The organism is Bacteroidota bacterium, from assembly GCA_016213405.1.
Classification (GTDB): domain Bacteria; phylum Bacteroidota; class Bacteroidia; order Palsa-948; family Palsa-948; genus Palsa-948.
Genome location: JACRAM010000107.1, coordinates 1 through 21456, shown reverse-complemented (window position 1 = coordinate 21456; position 21456 = coordinate 1). Strand labels below are relative to the sequence as shown.

At 39.7% G+C, this 21456-nt stretch carries 21 protein-coding genes; 7 read left to right on the top strand and 14 right to left on the bottom strand.

Annotated features, from left to right (window positions below):
- Positions 1 to 36: 36 nt before the first annotated feature.
- From HY841_12915 to HY841_12905, 3 genes are all read right to left on the bottom strand, one after another.
- Positions 37 to 438: a hypothetical protein gene (locus HY841_12915; protein MBI4931663.1), complete on the bottom strand. Its 402-nt coding sequence runs from the start codon at positions 436 to 438 to the stop codon at positions 37 to 39.
- Between the two features lie 30 nt (positions 439 to 468).
- Positions 469 to 3093 (bottom strand): hypothetical protein, encoded by a 2625-nt coding sequence (locus HY841_12910; protein ID MBI4931662.1) that lies wholly within the window; start codon positions 3091 to 3093, stop codon positions 469 to 471.
- Between the two features lie 126 nt (positions 3094 to 3219).
- Complete coding sequence (locus HY841_12905) at positions 3220 to 4413, bottom strand: RNA-binding S4 domain-containing protein (GenBank protein MBI4931661.1); 1194 nt, start codon at positions 4411 to 4413, stop codon at positions 3220 to 3222.
- Between the two features lie 211 nt (positions 4414 to 4624).
- Here HY841_12905 and lpxD point away from each other — a divergent pair, with 211 nt between their 5' ends.
- Positions 4625 to 5650 (top strand): UDP-3-O-(3-hydroxymyristoyl)glucosamine N-acyltransferase, encoded by a 1026-nt coding sequence (lpxD, locus tag HY841_12900; GenBank protein ID MBI4931660.1) that lies wholly within the window; start codon positions 4625 to 4627, stop codon positions 5648 to 5650.
- A 14-nt stretch (positions 5651 to 5664) separates the two neighbouring features.
- Here lpxD and HY841_12895 read toward each other — a convergent pair whose 3' ends face one another.
- Positions 5665 to 6042 (bottom strand): DUF1987 domain-containing protein, encoded by a 378-nt coding sequence (locus HY841_12895; GenBank protein ID MBI4931659.1) that lies wholly within the window; start codon positions 6040 to 6042, stop codon positions 5665 to 5667.
- Between the two features lie 98 nt (positions 6043 to 6140).
- Here HY841_12895 and HY841_12890 point away from each other — a divergent pair, with 98 nt between their 5' ends.
- The 5 genes from HY841_12890 to pruA all read left to right on the top strand — a co-directional run bounded on the left by HY841_12890 (position 6141) and on the right by pruA (position 12725).
- Positions 6141 to 8033, top strand: coding sequence for a CocE/NonD family hydrolase (locus tag HY841_12890; GenBank protein ID MBI4931658.1), 1893 nt, complete (start codon positions 6141 to 6143; stop codon positions 8031 to 8033).
- A 758-nt stretch (positions 8034 to 8791) separates the two neighbouring features.
- Positions 8792 to 8989 (top strand): hypothetical protein, encoded by a 198-nt coding sequence (locus HY841_12885; GenBank protein MBI4931657.1) that lies wholly within the window; start codon positions 8792 to 8794, stop codon positions 8987 to 8989.
- Positions 8989 to 10500 (top strand): T9SS type A sorting domain-containing protein, encoded by a 1512-nt coding sequence (locus tag HY841_12880; protein ID MBI4931656.1) that lies wholly within the window; start codon positions 8989 to 8991, stop codon positions 10498 to 10500. Before HY841_12885 ends, HY841_12880 begins: the two co-directional genes overlap by 1 nt.
- A gap of 38 nt (positions 10501 to 10538) precedes the next feature.
- A complete protein-coding gene (gene apaG / locus HY841_12875; GenBank protein ID MBI4931655.1) occupies positions 10539 to 10925 on the top strand; it encodes a Co2+/Mg2+ efflux protein ApaG in 387 nt (128 codons plus the stop codon).
- A 99-nt stretch (positions 10926 to 11024) separates the two neighbouring features.
- Complete coding sequence (pruA, locus tag HY841_12870; protein ID MBI4931654.1) at positions 11025 to 12725, top strand: L-glutamate gamma-semialdehyde dehydrogenase; 1701 nt, start codon at positions 11025 to 11027, stop codon at positions 12723 to 12725.
- Here pruA and HY841_12865 read toward each other — a convergent pair.
- The 5 genes from HY841_12865 to HY841_12845 all read right to left on the bottom strand — a co-directional run bounded on the left by HY841_12865 (position 12722) and on the right by HY841_12845 (position 17355).
- Positions 12722 to 13588, bottom strand: a complete 867-nt coding sequence (locus tag HY841_12865; protein ID MBI4931653.1) for a triosephosphate isomerase — start codon at positions 13586 to 13588, stop codon at positions 12722 to 12724. The genes pruA and HY841_12865 overlap by 4 nt on opposite strands.
- Before the next feature lie 222 nt (positions 13589 to 13810).
- Entirely contained in the window at positions 13811 to 15124 is a 1314-nt protein-coding gene (locus tag HY841_12860) for an ABC transporter permease (protein MBI4931652.1), read from the bottom strand.
- Between the two features lie 49 nt (positions 15125 to 15173).
- On the bottom strand, positions 15174 to 16289 hold the full coding sequence (locus HY841_12855; protein MBI4931651.1) for a DoxX family protein: 1116 nt from the start codon (positions 16287 to 16289) through the stop codon (positions 15174 to 15176).
- Positions 16290 to 16321: 32 nt separating this feature from the next.
- The gene (locus tag HY841_12850) at positions 16322 to 16723 is read right to left on the bottom strand and encodes a four helix bundle protein (GenBank protein ID MBI4931650.1); all 402 of its coding nucleotides are present in this window, start codon (positions 16721 to 16723) and stop codon (positions 16322 to 16324) included.
- A 77-nt stretch (positions 16724 to 16800) separates the two neighbouring features.
- Positions 16801 to 17355, bottom strand: coding sequence for a DUF1599 domain-containing protein (locus HY841_12845; GenBank protein MBI4931649.1), 555 nt, complete (start codon positions 17353 to 17355; stop codon positions 16801 to 16803).
- Positions 17356 to 17535: 180 nt separating this feature from the next.
- Here HY841_12845 and HY841_12840 point away from each other — a divergent pair, with 180 nt between their 5' ends.
- A complete protein-coding gene (locus tag HY841_12840; protein ID MBI4931648.1) occupies positions 17536 to 18543 on the top strand; it encodes a dihydropteroate synthase in 1008 nt (335 codons plus the stop codon).
- A 53-nt stretch (positions 18544 to 18596) separates the two neighbouring features.
- On the opposite strand, the gene HY841_12835 is transcribed toward HY841_12840, so the two are convergent.
- From HY841_12835 to HY841_12815, 5 genes are all read right to left on the bottom strand, one after another.
- Entirely contained in the window at positions 18597 to 18818 is a 222-nt protein-coding gene (locus HY841_12835; protein MBI4931647.1) for a hypothetical protein, read from the bottom strand.
- A gap of 31 nt (positions 18819 to 18849) precedes the next feature.
- Positions 18850 to 19044: a helix-turn-helix transcriptional regulator gene (locus HY841_12830; GenBank protein MBI4931646.1), complete on the bottom strand. Its 195-nt coding sequence runs from the start codon at positions 19042 to 19044 to the stop codon at positions 18850 to 18852.
- The gene (locus HY841_12825; protein ID MBI4931645.1) at positions 19045 to 19380 is read right to left on the bottom strand and encodes a hypothetical protein; all 336 of its coding nucleotides are present in this window, start codon (positions 19378 to 19380) and stop codon (positions 19045 to 19047) included. It abuts the gene before it with no gap.
- A gap of 113 nt (positions 19381 to 19493) precedes the next feature.
- Entirely contained in the window at positions 19494 to 20792 is a 1299-nt protein-coding gene (locus tag HY841_12820) for a tetratricopeptide repeat protein (GenBank protein ID MBI4931644.1), read from the bottom strand.
- 213 nt (positions 20793 to 21005) lie between these two features.
- Entirely contained in the window at positions 21006 to 21260 is a 255-nt protein-coding gene (locus tag HY841_12815) for a hypothetical protein (protein MBI4931643.1), read from the bottom strand.
- Positions 21261 to 21456: the final 196 nt, after the last annotated feature.

Below are 21456 nucleotides of genomic sequence, written 5' to 3'. Positions count from 1 at the left end.
TATACGAATAGAAAAGAAAGAGAAATCAGTGAAAAATTATTCTTTAATTGAGAAAGAAACAGATGGCTGATTGATAATTCCTTTTTTAGCGCCTTCAATCATAATGATATTTTCGAGAGTGAAGATTACATCTTTCTTTGCATACTTTTCAATCATGGTTTTTTGTTTCTCACTCCACACCCCGCTAGGTCCCATCTCAGAAAGTTTAGTGGTGGTCTTATCGGCATTGGTGATGGTCGTAGTAAGATTAAAATTCCGAACGATAAACTTTGAATAATCCTGCCCTTTATTAATTGCTGAAAGAATGGCTTTCAAATCACTGAAAGCAAGTAGTTCTGCTTTGGTGAATTGAGGAGGCGCTATCATTTTTTGCTCTTGCGCAAAAACAAATGCAGAAGAAGCAAAGATGAGAAACGAAATGAAGATTGATTTTTTCATGTTGATTTTTTTTATACGCAAATATAAAAATTAAAAGTCATCATCTTCTTTCTTATCCTTTTCTTTTTCATCCTCATCCCATTTAATGATAAATTTTCCATCGTCTTTGGGTTTGTCTTTTTTATTAAGGGTTGTATCCTTCTTAAACAAGCCAAACTCTTCTCTGAGGATTTGTTTAAGAGAGTGTTTCTCTTCAATTATATTCTCTTTAAGATTTTGCTTTGCACCCTGCTTGTCATATTTGATGACGGGGTTATCTACCGTTCCGGTCATTGAAAGAAACAAACTGGTTTTTTCCTCCTTGTCATCTTCCACCACTCCAAATTCATCATTTTCCTTTTTCGCTTTCTTAGCCTTATTAAAAAGCACGTCCGACATCAGGACTTTGAAGTGATAATCAATTTCGTTATTAAAAGTATGTGAACCGAACATGGTAACATCAAGCGCATTTGAGTGAATATCCATCTTCGGAATAAATATTTTTTGATCTTTTATTTCGATCTGGTTTTGCAGAGTGGAAAATTTGATGTCTTCCAGTTCATTCACAGAAATATATTTTGAAAGGGCTTTCATCGGTTCAAAGTTTATGAGCTCTCCGCGTTCAATAGTCATATTACTTCGCACATAAATCCGGTTCAAATCAATTGTTAAATCCGGATTCATCACTGAAGCAAATTGAACGCTGGCAGTTCCAACTCCGCGCAGATTCTGGTGTGTCATGGTAGATTGATTAAAGTCTTCAAACTGATAAAACAACTTACTGATATTAAGATTATTAAGATTCGCGTCACAAGTAGCCAAAATTGTGCTATCCATTCTTCCGTCAAGCATTCCGCTGGCGGTAATTGTTCCATCCATTGTGGAAAAAGAAATGGGATCGGCAATTAGCTTTTGATTTCTCAATTGAAATGTTCCGCGAATGTTTTCTGCTTCAAATTTTCGAAAAGATAAGTGACCGATATTGCTGTTCAGATTGAAGTTAACGTTTGGAGAAAAATGGATTCGGTACACCGTATCTCGTTTGGTGGTTGCGCTCTGGTTCACCAGAAATTCGTTGAGGTCAAGATTGCCGGATTGAAAATCAGCATCTACATTAATATCTGCATCATCAACTAACGTATAAGCAAGGATATTTTTCAGAAATCCTTTCAGATAGAAATCACTCTTCGGGGTTTTTCCTGAAAATGAATTTACTTCAATATCATTGTCGTTCAGCACAAACGAACCGTTGATGCTGTCAAAAGCGAGCGTTGAGTTTTTAATTTTCATTCCCGCATCTTCAAGCATCATGTCACCGGCTAGGTTCATTTTTTCAAAATCTGATTTCTTATACTTTCCGGAATTACTCAGCGTCCCTTTATATTCCATATTAATTTTCATAATGCCTGATAGAGATTCAATAGGATAATTCCAAAGTGTATCTGTTTTCAGGAGATGCCTCACATCTTCCAGAGGAAGATTTGCCTTTATCATTGTGCTGACAAAAGGTGAAGCAAAATTATCCATACGGAAATTCCCGGATAGCGTTCCGTTCACCAATGAAGCAGAAAAAGTTTTTAATTCAAGAAAATCTTTAGCTGATGATGCGTAATAATTTCCAAGCATATGGACCTCTTTCAAAACAATGCCTGAACTTAATTGCGTAATTTCAGCCTGGGTTATTCCAAAATCTGCTTTTATTTCGGGAGAAATTGATTCATCCCATTTTCCATTGATGTGTGCATTGCAGTAAAACTCTCCATCGCTGTCATAATCGCTTATATGTTTGTGATATTTCTCAGGGAGCAGGGACAGAACGGACTGAACATCCATATCTTTTCCTTTCAGAAAAACATCTACATACGATGGATTACTGTCAGTATATTTTCCCTCGACAGAAATTTTCAAATCAGAAACATATACCAGCGCATCGCTGAACTGATAACTATTTTTTTCATTGTCCACAGAAAGATTCAAGTCCATTTTCACCGGCTTGTCAGCAAGATAATTCACGCTGTCAAGATTGAAGTGATTAACGAGCAAATCTCCTTTGATGGATAAATCATAGTTCTTACTCGTAAACTCTCCGCCCGCTATTCCGCTGTGAATGACGCAGGAAATATCAGAGTTGTTTTTGTAATCACGATACGTAAAGACAATATTATCTATTTGAAACTTTTCAAGATTAAAAACTGATTCGTCTGTTGAAGAGGAAGTTGTGTCAGCGCTTCCTTTCCAGATATCCCAGTTCACAGAACCGTCAATTCCTTTTCTGAGTTTAATTTTTCCGTTCTCCGCAGAGACTTTTTTTACATTGTATTTTTTTGTGATAATGTCCCATACATTAAAACGAAGAGAAACATCTCCGGCAATGAACAAAGTATCAATCTTCATAAATGACTGCTTGCCGCTTTTTCCAGATGTTGATTTTCCTATAGGCGACTCGAGCATTGTTACGTTCTTAAAATCAAGAGATGCATAGGGGAAATTTTTCAGAAGAGAAAGTTTAATGTCTTTCGGATCAACCATCACTTTTGTTTTCAGATTTTTGTTCAGTTGCTGAATCATGTAGTCTTTCACTTCGTTTTCATAGGCAAAGGTTATTACCAGTAATGTTCCGACAATGAGAAAAAATAAAACGAGCAGTGTAATAAATATGCGCTTGAGGGTTTTCATTGGGATGCAAAGTTGTGAAAAAGAAAAAGATAATTATGAATGAAGGTTTTTATTTCTCCACAACGATAAGTGAGAAAATATATTTGAACAGCCTATTCAATCTGATAACAACTGATGCAGGCAGAATTATTTGTTGCGCTTCAGCATCCTCACCTCGTTATCCGCAAGGAAGCGCCATTTGCCTCGGGAAAGAGTTTTCTTTGTAAGTCCAGCGTAAAACACGCGGTCAAGTTTCATTACTATATAGCCGAGTGATTCAAAAATTCTGCGCACGATCCGGTTTCTGCCGGAATGAATTTCGATGCCTATTTCCTTTTTTGTTGCTGCACCATCCACATACGCTATGTCATCGGGTTTGATAAAACCGTCTTCCAGTTCAATACCTATACGGATTTTATCAAGGTCGTCAACGCGGAGTGGTTTATCCAATTCAACATGATAAACTTTCGGCACCTGATATTTGGGGTGCATGAGCACTTTGGCGAGTTCGCCATCGTTGGTGAGAAGAAGTAATCCTGATGTGTGCCTGTCCAATCTTCCTACAGGATAAACGCGTTCCTGAACTTCTTTGATCAGATCCATCACAGTATCGCGCTCATGGGGATCATCGCAGGTGGTGATGTAGCCCTTGGGTTTGTTGAGGAGAATGTAAACTGTTTTTTCTTTATGCACTTTATTTCCGCCAAACTGAACTTTATCGCTGGGAGAGACTTTATAGCCGAGTTCGGTAATTATTTTTCCGTTCACGGTGACTACGCCTGCAGAAATATATTTATCTGCTTCTCTTCTTGAGCAGATGCCGGCATTGGATAGATATTTATTGAGGCGGATGAGCTCGGAGCTCGGAGTTCGGAGTTCGGAGTTCGGAGTTTTGGGAGAATTCCTTTCACTTTTCTCAAATGCTTTTTTAATATTATCATCACGTTTTTTGTCATAAGGTTTTCTTCCGCCATACTTGTTCCTGTTCCCGCTCCAGCTGCCTGACTTTTTCCATGGCTTTTTTCCATCGCTTCGCTCATTCGTATTACTGTTTGCATATCCGGTTTTTCGATTTTCTTTATCATTGTGACGTTCATTATCTTTCTTCCATTCACGCTTTTCAGGAAATCTTTTTTCTTTATCTCTATCATTTCTTCTTTCTCCATAGCCGCCACCACGCTGTTCGCTATTATCGCTGTGCTGAATTCCTTTTTTCCATTCCCGTCCGAACGACTGACCTCGTTCAGTGGGGCGAGCACGCTTATCGCTATACTCTTTTCTTCGATCGCCCTCTCTTTTCGGGCTGGATTCAAATTTTCTTTTATTGAAATGTTTTTTCATAAGGGGCAAAGATATACTAAAGGCAAACAACTTTTTGGATGCAGGCAGATTATTTTGGAATCAAACATGGTAATTACGACAGATAAAATAGTAATCACGGATAACTACCCCAGCACATAGTCACTATGTGATGGGCAAGATAAAAGTCGAAAGGAAAAATTCTTTCGGGCTTTTTTGTTAATCTTGCAGCAATATTCATAATCCCATCAAAATGGAATTCACAGCAAAACAAATTTCTGAACTGCTGAACGGAAAAACAGAAGGCAACCCGGATGTGAAAGTGAACAAACTTTCAAAGATTGAAGAAGGAGAAGCATGTTCTGTTTCATTTCTTGCCAATCCGAAATACACTCAGTATATTTATTCCACCAAAGCATCGGTAGTGATTGTGAATAAAGATTTTGTTCCCACCTCCCCCATCAGCGCAACACTCATACGGGTTGACAGCGCTGAAAATGCTTTTGCGAAACTTTTGGAGCAGTACAACAAAATCAAGCAGAACAAAACCGGAATCTCAAAGCACTCTTTTATTTCTGATTCCGCCAAACTCGGAAGCAATACATATGTGGGAGAATTTTCCGCAATAGGAGAAAATGTGAATATCGGAAACAATGTAAAAATTTATCCGCAAGTTTATGTAGGCGATAATTCGGTGATTGGTGATAACACTACTTTATTTGCTGGAGTAAAAATTTATTCTGACAACATCATCGGAAAGAACTGCATCATTCATTCAGGAACCGTGATTGGCAGCGATGGCTTCCGCTTTGCGCTTGAAGCTCAAAAGAAAATTCCGCAGATAGGAAATGTAGTAATCGAAGATGATGTGGAGATTGGCGCTAACTGTGCTATAGACAGAGCTACGCTCGGCTCCACCATTCTGCGCAAAGGAGTAAAGTTCGACAACCTCATTCACATCGCACACAATGTGGAGATTGGCGCCAACACTTACATAGCGGCAAATTGCGTGGTGGCGGGTTCAACCAAGATTGGAAGCAACTGCATGCTCAGCGGACAAGTGGGAGTGGTTGGGCATCTGACCATTGCAGACAATACCATTCTTGCCGCACAAGCGGGAATTTCAAAAAGCATCGTTAAAAAAGGCAATGCTTATCTTGGTTCCCCTGCCTTTGAAGTAAATAAATACAGAAAAGCATATATTCATTTTCGTAACCTGGAAAATATTGTTGAGCGGATTGAGAAACTAGAGAAAAGAAAGTCCGGAAACCAGCATTAATCCTTCACAGGTTTTTAATAAGGGACAAATCGAAATTTCAGATTGAATAAGGCTTCATACTCCTCGCCCATTTCCTTCATGCCGGCATCATCCTCTTCATATTCCCATACTATTTTTACCGGACATCCCTTTCGATGGATGGCTAAAAGTATTTTAAAAATTTCTATCAGGCATTTCCGCGAAGCTGAATTAAAATATTCAAATTTAAAAGCACACTCTGTTTCTTTTGTATCGCTGCTTTGGGCATACGCATTCAACCAGTCAATCACCGGTTGAAAAAAATCCATGCCGTGTTCGGGAATAGAACGACCGGAGAAAGAAAGTTTTCCTGCCTCTGCATCCAAAATAATTTCGAGCGAGGTGGGCGTTGGTTTTATTTTAAGCGGTTCCATTTATATTCAATAAGTAAAGGTAGGAAATTCATGCGTGTTGTTAAAATATTTTTTTACTTTGTTCTTTATCAAAAAAAATCGATAGAATTACACCTGATATGAAACAACAATTCCTACTCTTAGTTGTACTCTTCCCCTTATTCTCTTTCTCCCAGAACCAGGATTCTGTCTGGATGGTAAATAACTATTACAAAATGGAGAAAATGATTCCCATGCGCGATGGAATAAAACTTTTCACTTCAATTTACATTCCCAAAGATTCTTCTTCAAAGCATCCCATTATGATGATGCGCACGCCATACTCCTGCGCGCCTTACGGTTCAACTAAATTTAAACCCTTCTGGGAGCGGAACACAAAAATTTATCTGAAGGAAAAATATATTGTCGTGATTCAGGATGTGCGCGGGCGATACATGAGCGAAGGCGTGTATGAAGATATCCGCCCGTTCATCAAGGAAAAGAAAACAAATAAAGATGTGGACGAAGCGAGCGATACCTACGATGCGATTGACTGGATGATAAAAAATATTCCATCTAACAACGGAAATGTGGGCGTAAGCGGAATTTCTTATCCGGGATTTTATTCCACGATAGCTGCTTTGTCAGGACATCCCGCATTGAAAGCCGTTAGCCCGCAGGCGCCTGTTACCGATTGGTTTCTTGGCGATGATGTGCACCATAAAGGTGCGTTCTTCGTGATGGATTGTTTTGATTTTGATTATTCATTCGGAGTTCCTCGCCCGAAGCCGGTTACAGATTATGGAAAGGATTTCAATTATCCTACTGCCGACAACTATGATTTTTTTCTCAAAGAAGGAACGCTGAAAAATCTCACCAAGCATTACATGGGCGACACCATGAAATTCTGGCAGGAAGAAATGAACCATCCTAACTACGATGATTTCTGGAAAGCACACACAGTAACGTATTCTTTATTTAATGTAAAACCCGCCCTGCTCATCACAGGAGGTTTATTTGACGCAGAAGATTGCTGGGGGACATGGAACACATACAAAACAATCAAGAAGCAAAGTCCGAACACAATGTGCATGCTTGCAATCGGACCTTGGTTTCATGGAGGATGGGCGCGCGGTGACGGAAGCCATTTGGGAAATGTGCAATTCGGAAAAGGTGTTTCGGATTACTATTATAAAAATATTGAAATGCCTTTTTTTGATTATTATTTAAAAAATCAAAGCGATGTTCCTTATTTGATTCCTGTAAATGTTTTTCTCACAGGAGAAAACAAATGGAAACAATTTGCTGAATGGCCTCCACAAAATGTAGAAAGCAAAGCCCTCTACCTGAACGAACAAAGCGCACTGAGGTTTACAAAGCCAATCACCACAAAAAGTTTTGAAGAATATGTAAGCGACCCTGCGCATCCTGTTCCTTACACCGAGGATGTTCACATAAACCGCACGCGAGAATATATGACAGACGACCAGCGTTTCGCTTCGCGAAGAACGGATGTTCTCACTTTTAAAACAGATATTCTCACCGAAGAGGTAACTCTTACGGGTCCTGTAATTGCAGATTTTTTTGTGAGTATTTCCACCACCGATGCAGATTTCGTAGTAAAGCTCATAGATGTTTTTCCAAATGACTTCAAATATTCCGACAGTCTTTCACTCATCAACTCTTCAACTCATCAACTCAAACCTTACCCAATGGGTGGTTACCAGATGCTCGTGCGCGGAGAAATCATGCGCGGAAAATTCAGAAACAGTTTTGAAAAGCCCGAACCGTTTGTTCCCAACAAAATCTCTGAAGTAAAATACGAACTGCCCGATGTGGCTCACACCTTTCAGAAAGGGCATCGCATCATGGTGCAGATACAAAGCAGCTGGTTTCCCCTGGCAGACCGCAACCCACAGCAGTTTCTTGACATTTACCACTGTGATGAAAAAGATTTTATAAAGTCAACTATAAAAATCTATCATGATGCGAACAACGCTTCGTCAATTTTGCTTCCTGTTCTGAAAAAATAATTTTTTAGTATATTTACTTCATGAAAAGAAACATCCTACCCCACTTTGTTTTTATTGCTGCTGCTATTTTCTTTTTGTTCTCCGGATGCAATTCAAACAAATCAGAAACGATTTCCTTTTATCAAGTTCCGCTCGTTTGCGGGGGTGATAAAGAAATCGCCTGCGGAAGCAGGGCAAAACCTTTGTTCATGGCAACAGAAAAACAGGAAGAGATAAAAGAATCATGGATTAACAGGCAGGGAACGGTTATTGCCATTTTGTGGAAGGAAAGATTATCAGATGAAGAAAAAGAAAAAATAATTCAACCCCTGTTTGAGAAGTTTGAAATTGAAGCGGAATATATTTCCAATTCAGAAAAACAAAACCAACTCACCGAAAGTTTTTACTCCAACATGGCTCCTGCGCAAAAAGGAAAAGATAAATGGTACAAAGGAATGGAAGTTGACCAGCTCAGCATAGAAGAAGCGGGCGCGCTTGCCGATTCTTCCACCCTTTTTGCAAAGAACGCAAGTTTAATTAATGATGTGGAAGCCGCTTCCATCAGAAAGGAAATTGAAGAATACATGAAAACAGAACTGGTGAAAGTAAGAACCTACAAACAGCTTACAAGCATGGAAACTGACATGAAGTGGAAACAAAAAGGATATGAAATCTATGTAAAGTATTTAGGAATTGATCGCGCGGAAAAAGTGAGAGATTTTTTTATTGATTACCAGAAAAAAATAGTGAAAGAAAAATCCTGCTGTAAAAAAAACACCATGACACTCCAATCAGAAATCACCTGCCCTAAATGCGGACATAAGAAAATGGAGACTATGCCTAGCGATGCATGTCTTCTCAAATACACCTGCGAGCAATGCAAAACGGATTTAATTGCGAAAGAAGGCGATTGCTGTGTCTTTTGCAGTTATGGCTCTGTGAAATGCCCTTCGAAACAGGAAGAAAAAAAGAACTGATGAAATTTTTTATTCTTTCCTTATTTGTGTTTCTTCTTTACAATTATTCTTTTACCCAACCCATCACCAACCACAACGCAATTCCGCAAACAAACCTTTCACAGCCGCAGCGCTACGTTCCTTACAATGACCCGATGTTCAATTCAACTGTCGTTCGTATTTCCAATGCGCTTGCAGATAATATTGAAGGAACTTTCCCTGATTATTCCAAGCGGCAGGCATGGAACTCAAATGAAAGCTTAATGATGCTCCGCTCAGGAAATGGCGATGTGCTCATCTATAATGGAACAACTTATCAATACATAAAAACACTTCCATCTTCGCTGACAGGAGTGCAGGATATTTTCTGGCATCCGGCAAACCCACTGTTAATTAATTTCACAATGGATAATTACTTCAATGTGATTGATGAGCAAAGTCTGAATGTTACAACGCTGCATACATTTTCCAATTACGCTTACATCTCCACGCGTGCTGAAGGAAACATGAGCAATAATGGAAGATACATCGCGATGTGCGGTTACGATGTGAATTGGAACCCTATAGATTTTTTTGTTTATGATGTTATGCTCGATGCCGTTATCAGCACACTAAACGTAAGCGCAACAGTTTCTTCGTTCGACTGGATTTCAATTTCTCCGCTCGGAAATTTTGTGGTGGTAGATTATGCAGATGAAACAGTGGGTCCCTTTCACGGTGTTGAAGTGTATGACCAGCAGTTTAATGTTATCTGGCAGAAACCTATCGGCTACGGTCACAGCGATTTGGGATTGGACAGCAATGGCATAGAGGTGCTCATCATGGATAAATACGATGGAGATTCAAATCTTACTTACATTAATAAATATAATCTTGCCGATACAAATCAAATTTCCCTCCTCAGTATTTCTCCGGAGTTTGATTTACATGAATCTTGCAGAAGCATGTCGCGCCCCGGATGGGTGTATGTGAGCACGTTTGATTATGTGGGAAGATTAACAGATGACAGCGCCTCATGGCTTCCGTTTGAAGATGAAGTGTTCGCGCTGAAGATGGATGGTTCGGGTTCTGTTCAACGGTTTGCTCATCATCACAGCCGAAGATTCTCTCCTACAACACCCAATTCCGGCAATAGCGTTTATTTTGCCGAACCGCATGCAACAGCAAACAGAACCGGAACAAAAATTTTATTCGGCAGCAACTGGCGGCTGAATATGCAAAGCGACACAAGCGTGGATGCGTACATCTGCGATGTGAGTGCGCTTATTACTTCTTCAGAAAATTTTTCTGTGGAAAATAATAATGAAATAAATATTTATCCTAACCCATCATCTGACGGCTTGTTCAAATTTCAAAGTTCAAGTTTTAAGATTAAGAATGTAGTAATTACAGATATAACAGGAAGAGTTATTATAACTTTGTACAATACACAAGGAATCTTGAACTTAAGCGATGTGAAAAGCGGAATTTATTTTTTAAATTCTAATGACGGAAAGAATGTTTTAAATAAAAAACTACAAGTAATAAAATAGATTATTAGTACATTCGTACCAATTCGTAATTTAGTAGCATGGTAACACAAATCACCAAAGGAGTAAAGATAACGGTACGAACTCAGTTTCAGCCGATGCATTCCCGCCCCGAGATGCGGCACTTTCTTTTTACTTACAAAATCCTCATAGAGAACAGAAGCGAATATTCCGTACAACTGCTTCGCAGGCAGTGGAATATTTTTGATTCGAACGGTGAGCATCGGGTTGTGGAAGGTGATGGTGTAGTTGGCCAACAGCCCGTTCTGACTCCAAACGAAATTTTTGAATATGAATCTGCCTGCAATCTTGTAACTGATATGGGAAAGATGAAAGGTATTTACCAGATGATGCGCATCATTGACAAAGAAAAATTTTATGTAGAGATTCCTGAATTCAAACTTATAGCACCACAACGATTAAACTAAAAACCACAAGCCCCACCTAAATCCTCCCCGAAGGGGAGGACTTTCACGCGCAACTCTCTCCCCTTCGGGGAGAGTTGGAGAGGGGCTTCTAATATTTATATCATGAACGGCACATTCAAAATCCCAGTCGCTGTCAACGAACCCATTAAACAGTTTGAACCGGGTTCGCTTGACAGAGAAAAACTGAAACAAACTATTAAAGAAATGCGCTCGCAGGTTCTTGACATCCCCATGTATATTGGAGATAAAGAAGTGCGCACAGGAAAAAAAGTAGCCCTCACCTGCCCTCACGATCACAAACATATTTTAGGATATTATCACAAAGGAGATAAAACACACGTGAAGCAAGCAATTGCCGCAGCCATGAAAGCAAAAAAGAAATGGGCTGAAATGTCGTGGGAGCACCGTGCTGCCATTTTTCTCAAAGCCGCTGAATTGCTTGCCGGACCCTACCGATATAAAATTGTAGCAGCAACCATGCTTGGACAATCTAAAAATGTTTATCAGGCAGAAATTGATTCTGCTTGCGAAAGCATTGATTTTTTGCGCTTCAATGTAAAGTACATGACCGAAATTTACGCACAGCAGGTTGATTCAACTTCTGCTATGTGGAATCGTTTGGAATGGCGTCCGCTCGAAGGGTTCATCTGGGCGCTCACTCCGTTTAACTTCACCGCAATTGGATTGAACTTAACTTCTTCCTGCGCCATGATGGGCAACACCATTGTGTGGAAGCAATCCAACACGGCTATTTTCTCTGCTTATTACGTGATGGAAGTTTTCCGAAAAGCAGGACTGCCAGATGGTGTTATCAACTGGATTCATTGCGGTGGCGCTGAAACAGCCGATGTGGTTCTTAACTCGCCTGACTTCGGAGGAATTCATTTCACCGGTTCAACAGAAGTTTTCAGAAGTATCTGGAAAAAAATTGGCGAGAACATTCACATCTATAAATCCTATCCAAGAATTGTTGGGGAGACAGGCGGAAAAGATTTTATCATCGGACATAAATCTGCTGACCCTAAGGTTCTGGCAACAGCAATATTGAGAGGCGCGTTTGAATTTCAGGGGCAAAAATGTTCTGCCTGTTCACGAGCATACATCCCTTCTAATCTTTGGAAAGAAGTCAAAAAGATTTTTACCGATGAAATCGCATCTATGAAAGTTGGTCCGACCGAAGATTTAGGAAACTTCATTAACGCGGTGATAGATGAAACTTCTTTCAACAATATCGCATCCTACATTGACCGAGCGAAGAAAGACAGAAAAGACGCGCAGGTTATTATCGGTGGAAATTATGACAAGAGCAAAGGATATTTTATTGAACCAACAATAATTCAGGCAAAAAATCCTGCATACAGAACCATGTGCGAAGAAATTTTTGGTCCTGTGCTCACTATTCATGTATATGACGAAAATAAATTCGAGAAAACTCTTGACCTTGTGAACAATACTTCTCCTTATGCTCTTACTGGCGCAATCATTGCACAAGATAGATTAGCCATAACTCTCGCTGAAAAAAAATTAGTTCATGCGGCAGGAAATTTTTATATCAATGATAAATGTACAGGCGCAGTGGTCGGGCAGCAGCCATTCGGTGGTTCAAGAGCGTCCGGCACTTGCGATAAAGCAGGGCACATGATTAATCTTTTGCGCTGGGTTGCACCAAGAACTATTAAAGAACTTTTTGTTCCTCCAACAGATTACCGCTATCCTTTTTTGGAACCTGATAAGAAACAAAACGGGCATGCCACTGAGCCGAATATTTCTGTAAAGAAAAAAGAGTTGGCGAAAAATTAAATTGCAGCTTTAATCACTTCCACAAAATCTTTTGCGATGAGCGAAGCTCCTCCAATAAGTCCACCATCCACATCGGGTTGAGAAAAAATTAGTTTCGCATTTTTCGGGTTGCAGCTTCCGCCATAGAGAATAGAAATGCTATCTGAAATTTCTTTTCCGAATTTACCAGACATAACAGACCTGATGTAGTGGTGCATTTCCTGCGCCAGCTCGGGAGTTGCATTTTTTCCTGTACCAATTGCCCACACGGGTTCATAGGCGATAACAACAGCGGCCCCATCTAAATCCTCCCCCAAGGGGAGGACTTGTTGTTCTTGCTCCCTTCCCTTCGGGAAGGGTTGGGGATGGGCTTTCTTTATCATTTGATCATTGCTCAAATGAAACAAGCATTCTTCCAACTGGTGAGTGATAACTTGAAATTGCTTTCCCGATTCTCTTTCAGAAAGAGTTTCACCAATACAGCAAATCACAGATATATTATTTTCAAGAGCGAGCGAAATCTTCTTGGCTGCAATTTGATTTGTTTCATTAAAATAATTTCTTCGCTCGGAATGCCCGATGATTACATAATCAATATTAATTGATTTGAGCATAGAAGCGGAAACTTCTCCTGTGTAAGCTCCATTGTTTTCTGATGAGCAATTCTGCGCTGCAATTTTTGTTTCCCATGCCTGCACTAATCCGGCAGCATCGGAAAGAAGAATAAAAGGGGGAGCGATAACGACTTCCGGAAGTTTCTTTTCGGTGCCTTCAAGAAGATATTCTTCTCTTTCCAATAATTCAAACAATTCCACAAGAAGTTCCATCCCTTCCTTGTGGGTATTGTTCATCTTCCAGTTACCTGCAACTATTTTTTTTCTCATTGGAGTTTATATCGAATAAGAGTTTACCCCGTTGGATAAAATCCAATATCCTACGGGGTTTATGTTGGGCTGAAGCCCGTTTGTTCTTCGTTTTTCAGTTGCCACGACCTTAAGGTCGTGGCTAATAATGCAAAATACAGTGCGGGCTTTAGCCCTGATTTTTATGAATTAGAATATACAATTCTTATTCGATATATTGTCTATTGATGTAAATTTATACAATCATTGTAATCTGATTCTCGGATCCAGAATTCCATACACTACATCTACAGTGATATTAATTATCACATAAATAAATCCTATTACCAGAACTCCACCCATGATGATGGGTAAATCCTGTTTGTCAAGCGCATTTACAATTTCAGAGCCGATGCCGCGCCACCCGAAAACATATTCAACGAACACAGCACCCGCCATGAGTCCTGCAAACCAGCCGGAGATAGCTGTAACAACAGGGTTCAAAGAATTTTTAAGCGCATGTTTGAAAATAATGGTGTAATAACTCAATCCTTTTGCTGTAGCGGTGCGAATATAATCCTGCGAAAGCACATCCAGTAATGAACTTCTTGTCAATTGAACTATGATCGCAAGCGGGCGAATGCCGAGCGTTATAGCAGGGAGAATAATATTTTTGATGGAAAGATGCTCTTCGCCAAAATCATCAATGATGTACAAACTTCCTTCGTTGTTCAATCCCGTGCCGGGGAAAATTATGTAGCTGTCAATAAATGGAATCACATGATAGGCAAGATTGATTAAATATCCTGCCATCCAGAGCACAAACCCGATGAATCCATACAAAAGAAATTTATGGATGATGTAATCACGAAGTTTTCCCTGCAACTGCTTTTTCTTTTTCTTATAAATTCCAATTCCAGAACCGATAATTCCTCCGCCAAAAAACAACACCAAAATGACAGCAGGAAAAGGAAATTCTTTTGACCAGAGATAACCAAATGTCATCGCCATTATTAATCCAACATAGAAGGAGGGTCCTGACATTCCGAGCACTGCAAAAAATAATGAACCGGTATCCAGCCAGGTACCTTTTCTCACGGCTGCAAGAATGCCTAAAAGAATTCCAATGACGGAAGCAATGAGCATTGCCGCAAAAGCAAGCACAGCGGTTTCAGGCAGTGTATCGGCAAGAATATCTGAAACAGGTCTTCTGGAAATATAAGAACGCCTGAGGTAAGGAGTCTTCAAGACAAATACTTTAGAAGAAGAAACAGGAAAAAGTTTTATGACAGAAGTGTATTTTTTTTCATTTAAGAAAAAAGAACTTTCCGTATTTTTTGTTTCGTGGATTGATAATGGAGAAATGTCATTTAAGTAAAGAAGGTACTGAACCAATACCGGTTTGTCGCTTCCAATATCCCTGTGAATGGCATCTATCTGCTCTTTCGTTGCGCTTTGTCCAACCATCACGCGCGCGGGGTCGCCAGGCAGAATGTTGAAAAGAAAAAATACGACTGAAATTACTCCCCACATTACCAGGAAACCATAGAACAATCTTTTAGTGATAAATCTTCCCACAAATCTTATTTGATTACACAGATTTAAAATTCATGATTACACCGATAAATCATTTTAAGTATTTTTCTTTTACATCAGAGAATGATGGAAACGAATGATAATGCCACATATCTGCAACAGTTCCTTTTTTCAGAAGCATGAGACCGGGATTGGAACGTATCATTGTTTTTAAAGTTGTTCCGTCAGAAAAATAAAAATCAATATCAGTTCTTGTTTCTTTTTTAAATGATTCAATCAACTCTGCTGAAGAAGTGAGAACAATAATCGGAACGCTGTCTTGCCTGCAAAGCCGGGCGAAGTCATTTATTTTTCCGAAAACATTTTTGTTGGTTTTTTCCAAATCATAACAAACGAGGAAGAAATAATATCCATCGTAATTCAGAATCTGTTCCGTGTAATCACTTCCGTCAGCCGATGTTATGCTAAAATCATGAATAGCGGGTTTGTCTCCTTCTCGAATCACTTTATCTTTCCTGTCAATATATTTGTAAGTGGAGTCAATTGTTTTAATTTGTTCGGGTGTGAGTTCAATTTGTTTGCCGTCCTTTTCATAAATGAAAACCATTTGAATGCTGTCTGTTTTCGCACCTGGCGGTAGTTTCATTCCTTCCTGAATATTCTTTCCAATGGCATAAGGGCGAAAATCTTTTATGGGAAGATAATTGTACGTGTAAAGCGGAAATCCGAATGAAGAGATAGTGAAAATAATCAACATTGTTTTTTCAATTCTTCCGGAGAAAATAGGTCGGATATGGTCTTTCCCAATGAACATAAATACCGTCATCACAAGCATAACGCAATTATTTACAAATTCCTGCCAGGGAGTCATTTTGATTGCATCGCCAAAACATCCGCATTCGCGCACAGCATCAAAATATCCTGAATAGAAATTCAGAAAGGCAAAAAACAAAATCATGAGAAATAAAAGCCAGAGCGTGAATTTAATTTTTGAGCCGATGAGAAGCATAAATCCGAGAAGAACTTCAATGGCGCACATGAAAATGGAAATAAAAAGCGAGAATGGTGTCATCCACGCTGTTCCAAACACTTCCCAGTATTCATTTAGTTTGTAAGCAAACCCCAGCGGGTCGTTTGCTTTGATGAGTCCGGAAAAAATAAACAGCACTCCAACCAGAATTCTGCAAAGTTGTATAACGATCTTCATAGGGTTTACGGTTTACAGTCTTTGGTCTACGGTTAATTCACTCTGTCTTTAAATTTTTGTCCTTTGATATTGGACTGATTCAAATAAGAAATTAATCCAGCAACCATTTTACTATACTTATCAGTTTTGTTATAAAGGTTTTCAAATTCAATTTGAGAAATATATTGATTATCTAATGACCTGTATAATTGAGATTTTAATTCTCCTGCGGAACCTTTCCCAATTGTGAGAAACTGAACAAACTCATTCTTACTTCCTCTGTCAAAACCTTCTGCTATGTTATCCATCATCGAACCAGAAGAAGCACGCGCTTGTCCTCTTAATTCAAAATCCTTAGTAAAATCTCCAACCCTTGAAAGTTGGTAAACTTCCTTAGAAATTTCTCGAGCAAGTTGCCAAGCTTCTATGTCTTCGAATCTTTTAAATGTTGCCATTGTCTTTTGTATTTAACCGTAAACCCCGTAGGAAATAATTCCAACGGGGTAAACTGTAAACAGTAGACCGTAAACCATTATGCAGTTTGATTTTTCTTTTCTTCCAGTTTTATCAACGCAAAAATCGCGTAGTTCATTGTGTCTAAATAATTCGCATCAATTCCTTCAGAGATTAATGTTTTGCCGTTATGATCTTCTATCTGACGCATACGAAGTAGTTTTACCAATATCAAATCCGCAAATGAACTTATCCGCATATCGCGCCACGCTTCTCCGTAATCGTGATTTTTATTTTCCATGAGTGCTTTCGCCAGGTTAGAGAATTTATCAAACATCTTGCCTGCTTCTTCTACCGAGATTTCATGCTGTGTGTCATTAATGAGTTCAATCTGAATCAAACCGATGATGGAATAATTGACAATGCCGATGTAATCAGAGCCAATATCCTCTTTTACTTTTTGAGTACCTTTATCATCAATGGTGCGGATGCGCTGGGTCTTGATAAAAATCTGGTCAACAATGCTCGGAGTGCGCATCACACGCCATGCAGAACCATAATCAAGCATCTTTTTAATGAAAATATCTTTGCACTGCTTTACGACAGAATCAAACTGCTGGCTGGTTTTTGACATAGATAATTCAGTTGCACAAAGTTAAACTTTTTAGTAAAGTAAATCCGAAATTCTAAATCCTAAACTCTAAACAAATCTCAATATTAAAATTCAAATATCAAAAACATTGTTTAAAAGTTTAAAGATTTGAATTTAGAATTTGTTTAGGATTTCGAAATTAGAGTTTAGAGTTTTAAAAACATGAATCTTCAATTTAAAAACAAGATACTCGACCTCTCCTCTCCTGCCGTAATGGGAATTCTCAACGTTACTCCCGATTCTTTTTACGATGGAGGAAATTATTTCTCCCTCTCCCTTGGGGGGAGGGCTGGGGAGGGGGCTTTACTTTCTCACGTAGAAAAGATGGTTTTTGAAGGGGCAGATATCGTTGACATTGGCGCCTGCTCTACCCGACCCAATGCCAAAGAAGTTTCGGAAGAAGAAGAATTAAAAAGATTGATTCCGGCAATTCAACTTGTGCGAAAAAAATTTGCTGATGTAATTATTTCTGCCGACACATTCAGAAGCAAAGTTGCTGAAGAAGCCGTGAATGCCGGAGCTGATATGATTAATGACGTTTCGGGAGGAAGCGGGTTTATGTTTTACGGTTTACAGTCTACGGTCTACGGTTCAACAGCCAACCAACCGGAGACCGGAAACCCCGTAGGAAATAATTCCAACGGGGTAAACCGTAAACCGGAAACCAAAATGTTTGAGACAATTGCTAAATTAAATGTGCCGTATGTATTAATGCACATACAAGGAACACCGCAGACGATGCAGAAGAATCCACACTACAAAGATGTGGTGAAAGAAGTGAAGGAATACTTCAAAGAGAAGATTGGAATATTGGAAGGATGGAAGGATGGAAGATTAATAATTGACGTTGGATTTGGATTTGGAAAAACTCTTGAGCATAACTACACGCTGCTTAAACATCTTGCCCAGTTCAAAGAATTTGGTTTGCCAATCCTTGCGGGGCTTTCAAGAAAATCAATGATAAGTAACGCAACAGACCCCTCTCCTTCTCTCCCCAAAGGGGAGAGGAATGCACGCTCAAGTCCCCCCCCTTCGGGGGGCAGGGGGGCTAACGGAACCACCGCTGCCAACACCATTGCATTAATGAACGGAGCAAACATTCTCAGAGTGCATGATGTGAAAGAAGCGAAAGAGGCGGTGAAGATTGTTAATTGTATGAGGGCATCTTGAAATACAGGCAAAGAGTAGAAAGCAGAGAGAAGTGCAAAAAGGCTCTTTGTTCCTTATTCATCGTTACTATTCGTTTCACTGGCAGGCAGCAATTTTTTCTCTTTACGCTCCTTGCTTATCTTTCTGAAAAAATCAATGGCATAAAGAAGCAGTAAGATGAACAACATTACTGCAATCAGGGCAAGGATAAAAAACAGTTCATCGTTTGCGTTTCCTGCCGAGGCATGGCAGCAAAGCGCGGAAAACAAAAACAGAAGGAGAAAAAACTGTTTCATTGCTATTGCAAAGATGCAAAGTTTTTGTCTGTCATTTCGTTATTTCATCAATAGTTACCTGCAATGCAATGGCTATTTTTTTCACCGTGTCTTTGTCCGGGTTTTTACTTTTTCCCTTTAGTATATGCCTGATGGTTGAGAGGCTCAGTTTAGAAAGCACGCACAGTTGTTGCGTTGTCAAATCCTTTTCTTCAAGAAGTTGTTTGAGTTTAGTTGTGTCAATCATTTATTTTTTGTATTTGATGGCAACGCCTTCAACTGTTGGAATGCTCATCAGCGCCCAGGGAATGTAGCTGAACGTTACCTGTATCAGAGCGTCTGCTCCTTCTTTGGCTGCTCTTTGTTTCAGTTTCCGGAGCAATGCTTTTTGCGTGTGAAAGATGCTTCCGCTGGCTTCGATGTAACTGATTTCGTCATACGGTTTGGCGGGCAGGGTGGTCATAAACACTTCCATATCATTGCTGCCGGCTGAGGGCTGAAGGCGGGCGGTGGAGGTGGTAATGCAGGAAGATAAAATGGTGAGCGCGCTTAACAGCAGCGTTGTTTTTTTCAGGGTGTTCATGGCGGTTGGGTTTTGGTTTATGTGCGCTAACGTTTGCGAAAGGTATATATTTTTCTCATCAGTATTTCACCTTGCGGTTTTCGGGTGTAAAAATTCCTAGCAGCCATATTGTATTAACGCAGCCCTGCTTTGCTCTTGATTATATAAACAGGTATCTCATTGTATAACTCATCGAACAGAACATTTGCGCGTTTGTATCCGAGTTCAGCGGCTTTTATTAAATCAAAAAGGGCGGCATTTTTATTGCCGAGTACATGATGGGTGGATGCTCTGCGGCAATAAACAATTCCGTTTTCGGGATCCAACTCTATGGCTTTATTAAAATCGGTAATGGCATCGTCTCTATTACCAAGTTTGAATAGCGTCATTCCCCTTTGCAAATAATAACTGTCATCATCGGGTTTTAATTCAATGGCACGGGTAATATCATCTAAGGCGCCAGCAAAATCCTTCATTCTTATTTTTACTTTGCTTCTTTTTGCCCAGGCTCTGATAAGATTGGGGTTAAGAGCAAGGGCGGCATTAAAATCATTGAGGGCAGCGTTGTAATTTTTTACTTTAAGCTGAATGGTTCCTCTGCTGCAAAGCACCGAAGAAGTGGGATGAAGTTCTGCCGCCTTGTTGTAATCCTGCAATGCTCCCTCATAATCATTGAGCCGCAGCTTTGCATTGGCGCGGTTGGAGTAGGCTTCTGAAAGTTGTGGAGTTAGTTCTATGGCTTTATTGAAATCCTCAATGGCTCCGAGATAATCCTTTAATCTTTGTTTTACAAATCCCCTGTCAAGATAAGCAGTGGGATTATGCTCTGATTCCATGCGGATGGAAATATCCAAATCCTCAAGAGCTTGTTTGTAATTTTTCAACTTTGCTGTTGAATGCCCTCGCTCGGCATACCCTTTGTGTCCTTCGGGAAAAAGTAATATGGCTTGATTAAAATCTTCTACGGCTCCCGTATAATCATTCAAAAAATCCTTTGTAATGCCCCGGCTTAAATATAGATTGGATTCATCGGGCTTTAGTTGCAGCGCAAAGGTGTAATCTTCTATGGCTCCCGGATAATCCTTCACTTTTTCTTTTATGCGCCCCCGCTCATGATAATGCTCATAGGAAGAAGTGTTCAGCCATATCGCTTCATTTATATCCTTTATGGCGCCCTCATAATCATGCAGCTCAGCTTTAATGCGCGCGCGCTGGTGATGGGCATCGGCATAGCGGGGGCTTAACTCCACCGCTTTGTTGCAATCATGCATGGCGCCTTGCAGGTCTTTTAATTTTTCTTTCACCATCGCTCTTTCCTTATAGAGATGTGAAGAAAAAGGGCTGGTTTCGAGCAGTATGTTAAAATCATTAAGAGCGCCTTCATAGTCTTTCGTTTTGAATTTTGCAAGGGCGTATTTGATCCGGTCGGTCATGGGGGCAGTGCGGTAACTGATGTCAGCGCAAAGGTATACATAAAACGGGATAAATTAGTACATTCTACAAGTGGTACAGATAACAGATTTTTTACAGATTTACAGATTACAGATGGCTGTTTATCTGAAAATCTGTGTATATCTGTTATCTGTACCATATATGAAAATGTCACAATTTATCCCGCGCATAGTATAATCAGATTTTTCTGCTCATCAGTATTTCACCTTGCGGTTTTCGAGTGTAAAAATTCCCAGCAGCCATGCTTGGTCAACGCACTCCTGCCGCGTGTGCACTTTCAGCAGTTTATAAATGATGCAGATGCGTTCATCCGCCCATTTTTCTTTAAAGCCGAATTTGTTGCCTATCTGCTCTTTGCTGAGGTGGGTTGCATAGTAAACGAGTATTAAAAACAGCTCGTCATTGAGCGTTTTGGTGGGGTCATAGTTATAGGTATTGCTTTGGGGCATCTCTAAAATTGATGTTTGTGGTTTGTGGTTGAATAGTTTACAGTTTCTTGTTTACTAGAGTTTATTCCGATTAAGGATTGTACATTAAAGCTGCCTTGATACAGATAACAGATTCACACAGATTTTCTGATAAACAGCCAATCCGAACTCTGTAAATCTGAAAATATCTGTTATCTGTACCATACTTTTATACTGT

What these genes read in the sequence shown, in the direction of transcription:
- HY841_12915 (MBI4931663.1), bottom strand. Translation starts at nt 438, where the DNA reads ATGAAAAAATCAATCTTCATTTCGTTTCTCATCTTTGCTTCTTCTGCA.
- HY841_12910 (MBI4931662.1), bottom strand. Translation starts at nt 3,093, where the DNA reads ATGAAAACCCTCAAGCGCATATTTATTACACTGCTCGTTTTATTTTTT.
- HY841_12905 (MBI4931661.1), bottom strand. Translation starts at nt 4,413, where the DNA reads ATGAAAAAACATTTCAATAAAAGAAAATTTGAATCCAGCCCGAAAAGA.
- lpxD (MBI4931660.1), top strand. Translation starts at nt 4,625, where the DNA reads ATGGAATTCACAGCAAAACAAATTTCTGAACTGCTGAACGGAAAAACA.
- HY841_12895 (MBI4931659.1), bottom strand. Translation starts at nt 6,042, where the DNA reads ATGGAACCGCTTAAAATAAAACCAACGCCCACCTCGCTCGAAATTATT.
- HY841_12890 (MBI4931658.1), top strand. Translation starts at nt 6,141, where the DNA reads ATGAAACAACAATTCCTACTCTTAGTTGTACTCTTCCCCTTATTCTCT.
- HY841_12885 (MBI4931657.1), top strand. Translation starts at nt 8,792, where the DNA reads ATGACACTCCAATCAGAAATCACCTGCCCTAAATGCGGACATAAGAAA.
- HY841_12880 (MBI4931656.1), top strand. Translation starts at nt 8,989, where the DNA reads ATGAAATTTTTTATTCTTTCCTTATTTGTGTTTCTTCTTTACAATTAT.
- apaG (MBI4931655.1), top strand. Translation starts at nt 10,539, where the DNA reads ATGGTAACACAAATCACCAAAGGAGTAAAGATAACGGTACGAACTCAG.
- HY841_12865 (MBI4931653.1), bottom strand. Translation starts at nt 13,588, where the DNA reads ATGAGAAAAAAAATAGTTGCAGGTAACTGGAAGATGAACAATACCCAC.
- HY841_12855 (MBI4931651.1), bottom strand. Translation starts at nt 16,289, where the DNA reads ATGAAGATCGTTATACAACTTTGCAGAATTCTGGTTGGAGTGCTGTTT.
- HY841_12850 (MBI4931650.1), bottom strand. Translation starts at nt 16,723, where the DNA reads ATGGCAACATTTAAAAGATTCGAAGACATAGAAGCTTGGCAACTTGCT.
- HY841_12845 (MBI4931649.1), bottom strand. Translation starts at nt 17,355, where the DNA reads ATGTCAAAAACCAGCCAGCAGTTTGATTCTGTCGTAAAGCAGTGCAAA.
- HY841_12840 (MBI4931648.1), top strand. Translation starts at nt 17,536, where the DNA reads ATGAATCTTCAATTTAAAAACAAGATACTCGACCTCTCCTCTCCTGCC.
- HY841_12835 (MBI4931647.1), bottom strand. Translation starts at nt 18,818, where the DNA reads ATGAAACAGTTTTTTCTCCTTCTGTTTTTGTTTTCCGCGCTTTGCTGC.
- HY841_12830 (MBI4931646.1), bottom strand. Translation starts at nt 19,044, where the DNA reads ATGATTGACACAACTAAACTCAAACAACTTCTTGAAGAAAAGGATTTG.
- HY841_12825 (MBI4931645.1), bottom strand. Translation starts at nt 19,380, where the DNA reads ATGAACACCCTGAAAAAAACAACGCTGCTGTTAAGCGCGCTCACCATT.
- HY841_12820 (MBI4931644.1), bottom strand. Translation starts at nt 20,792, where the DNA reads ATGACCGACCGGATCAAATACGCCCTTGCAAAATTCAAAACGAAAGAC.
- HY841_12815 (MBI4931643.1), bottom strand. Translation starts at nt 21,260, where the DNA reads ATGCCCCAAAGCAATACCTATAACTATGACCCCACCAAAACGCTCAAT.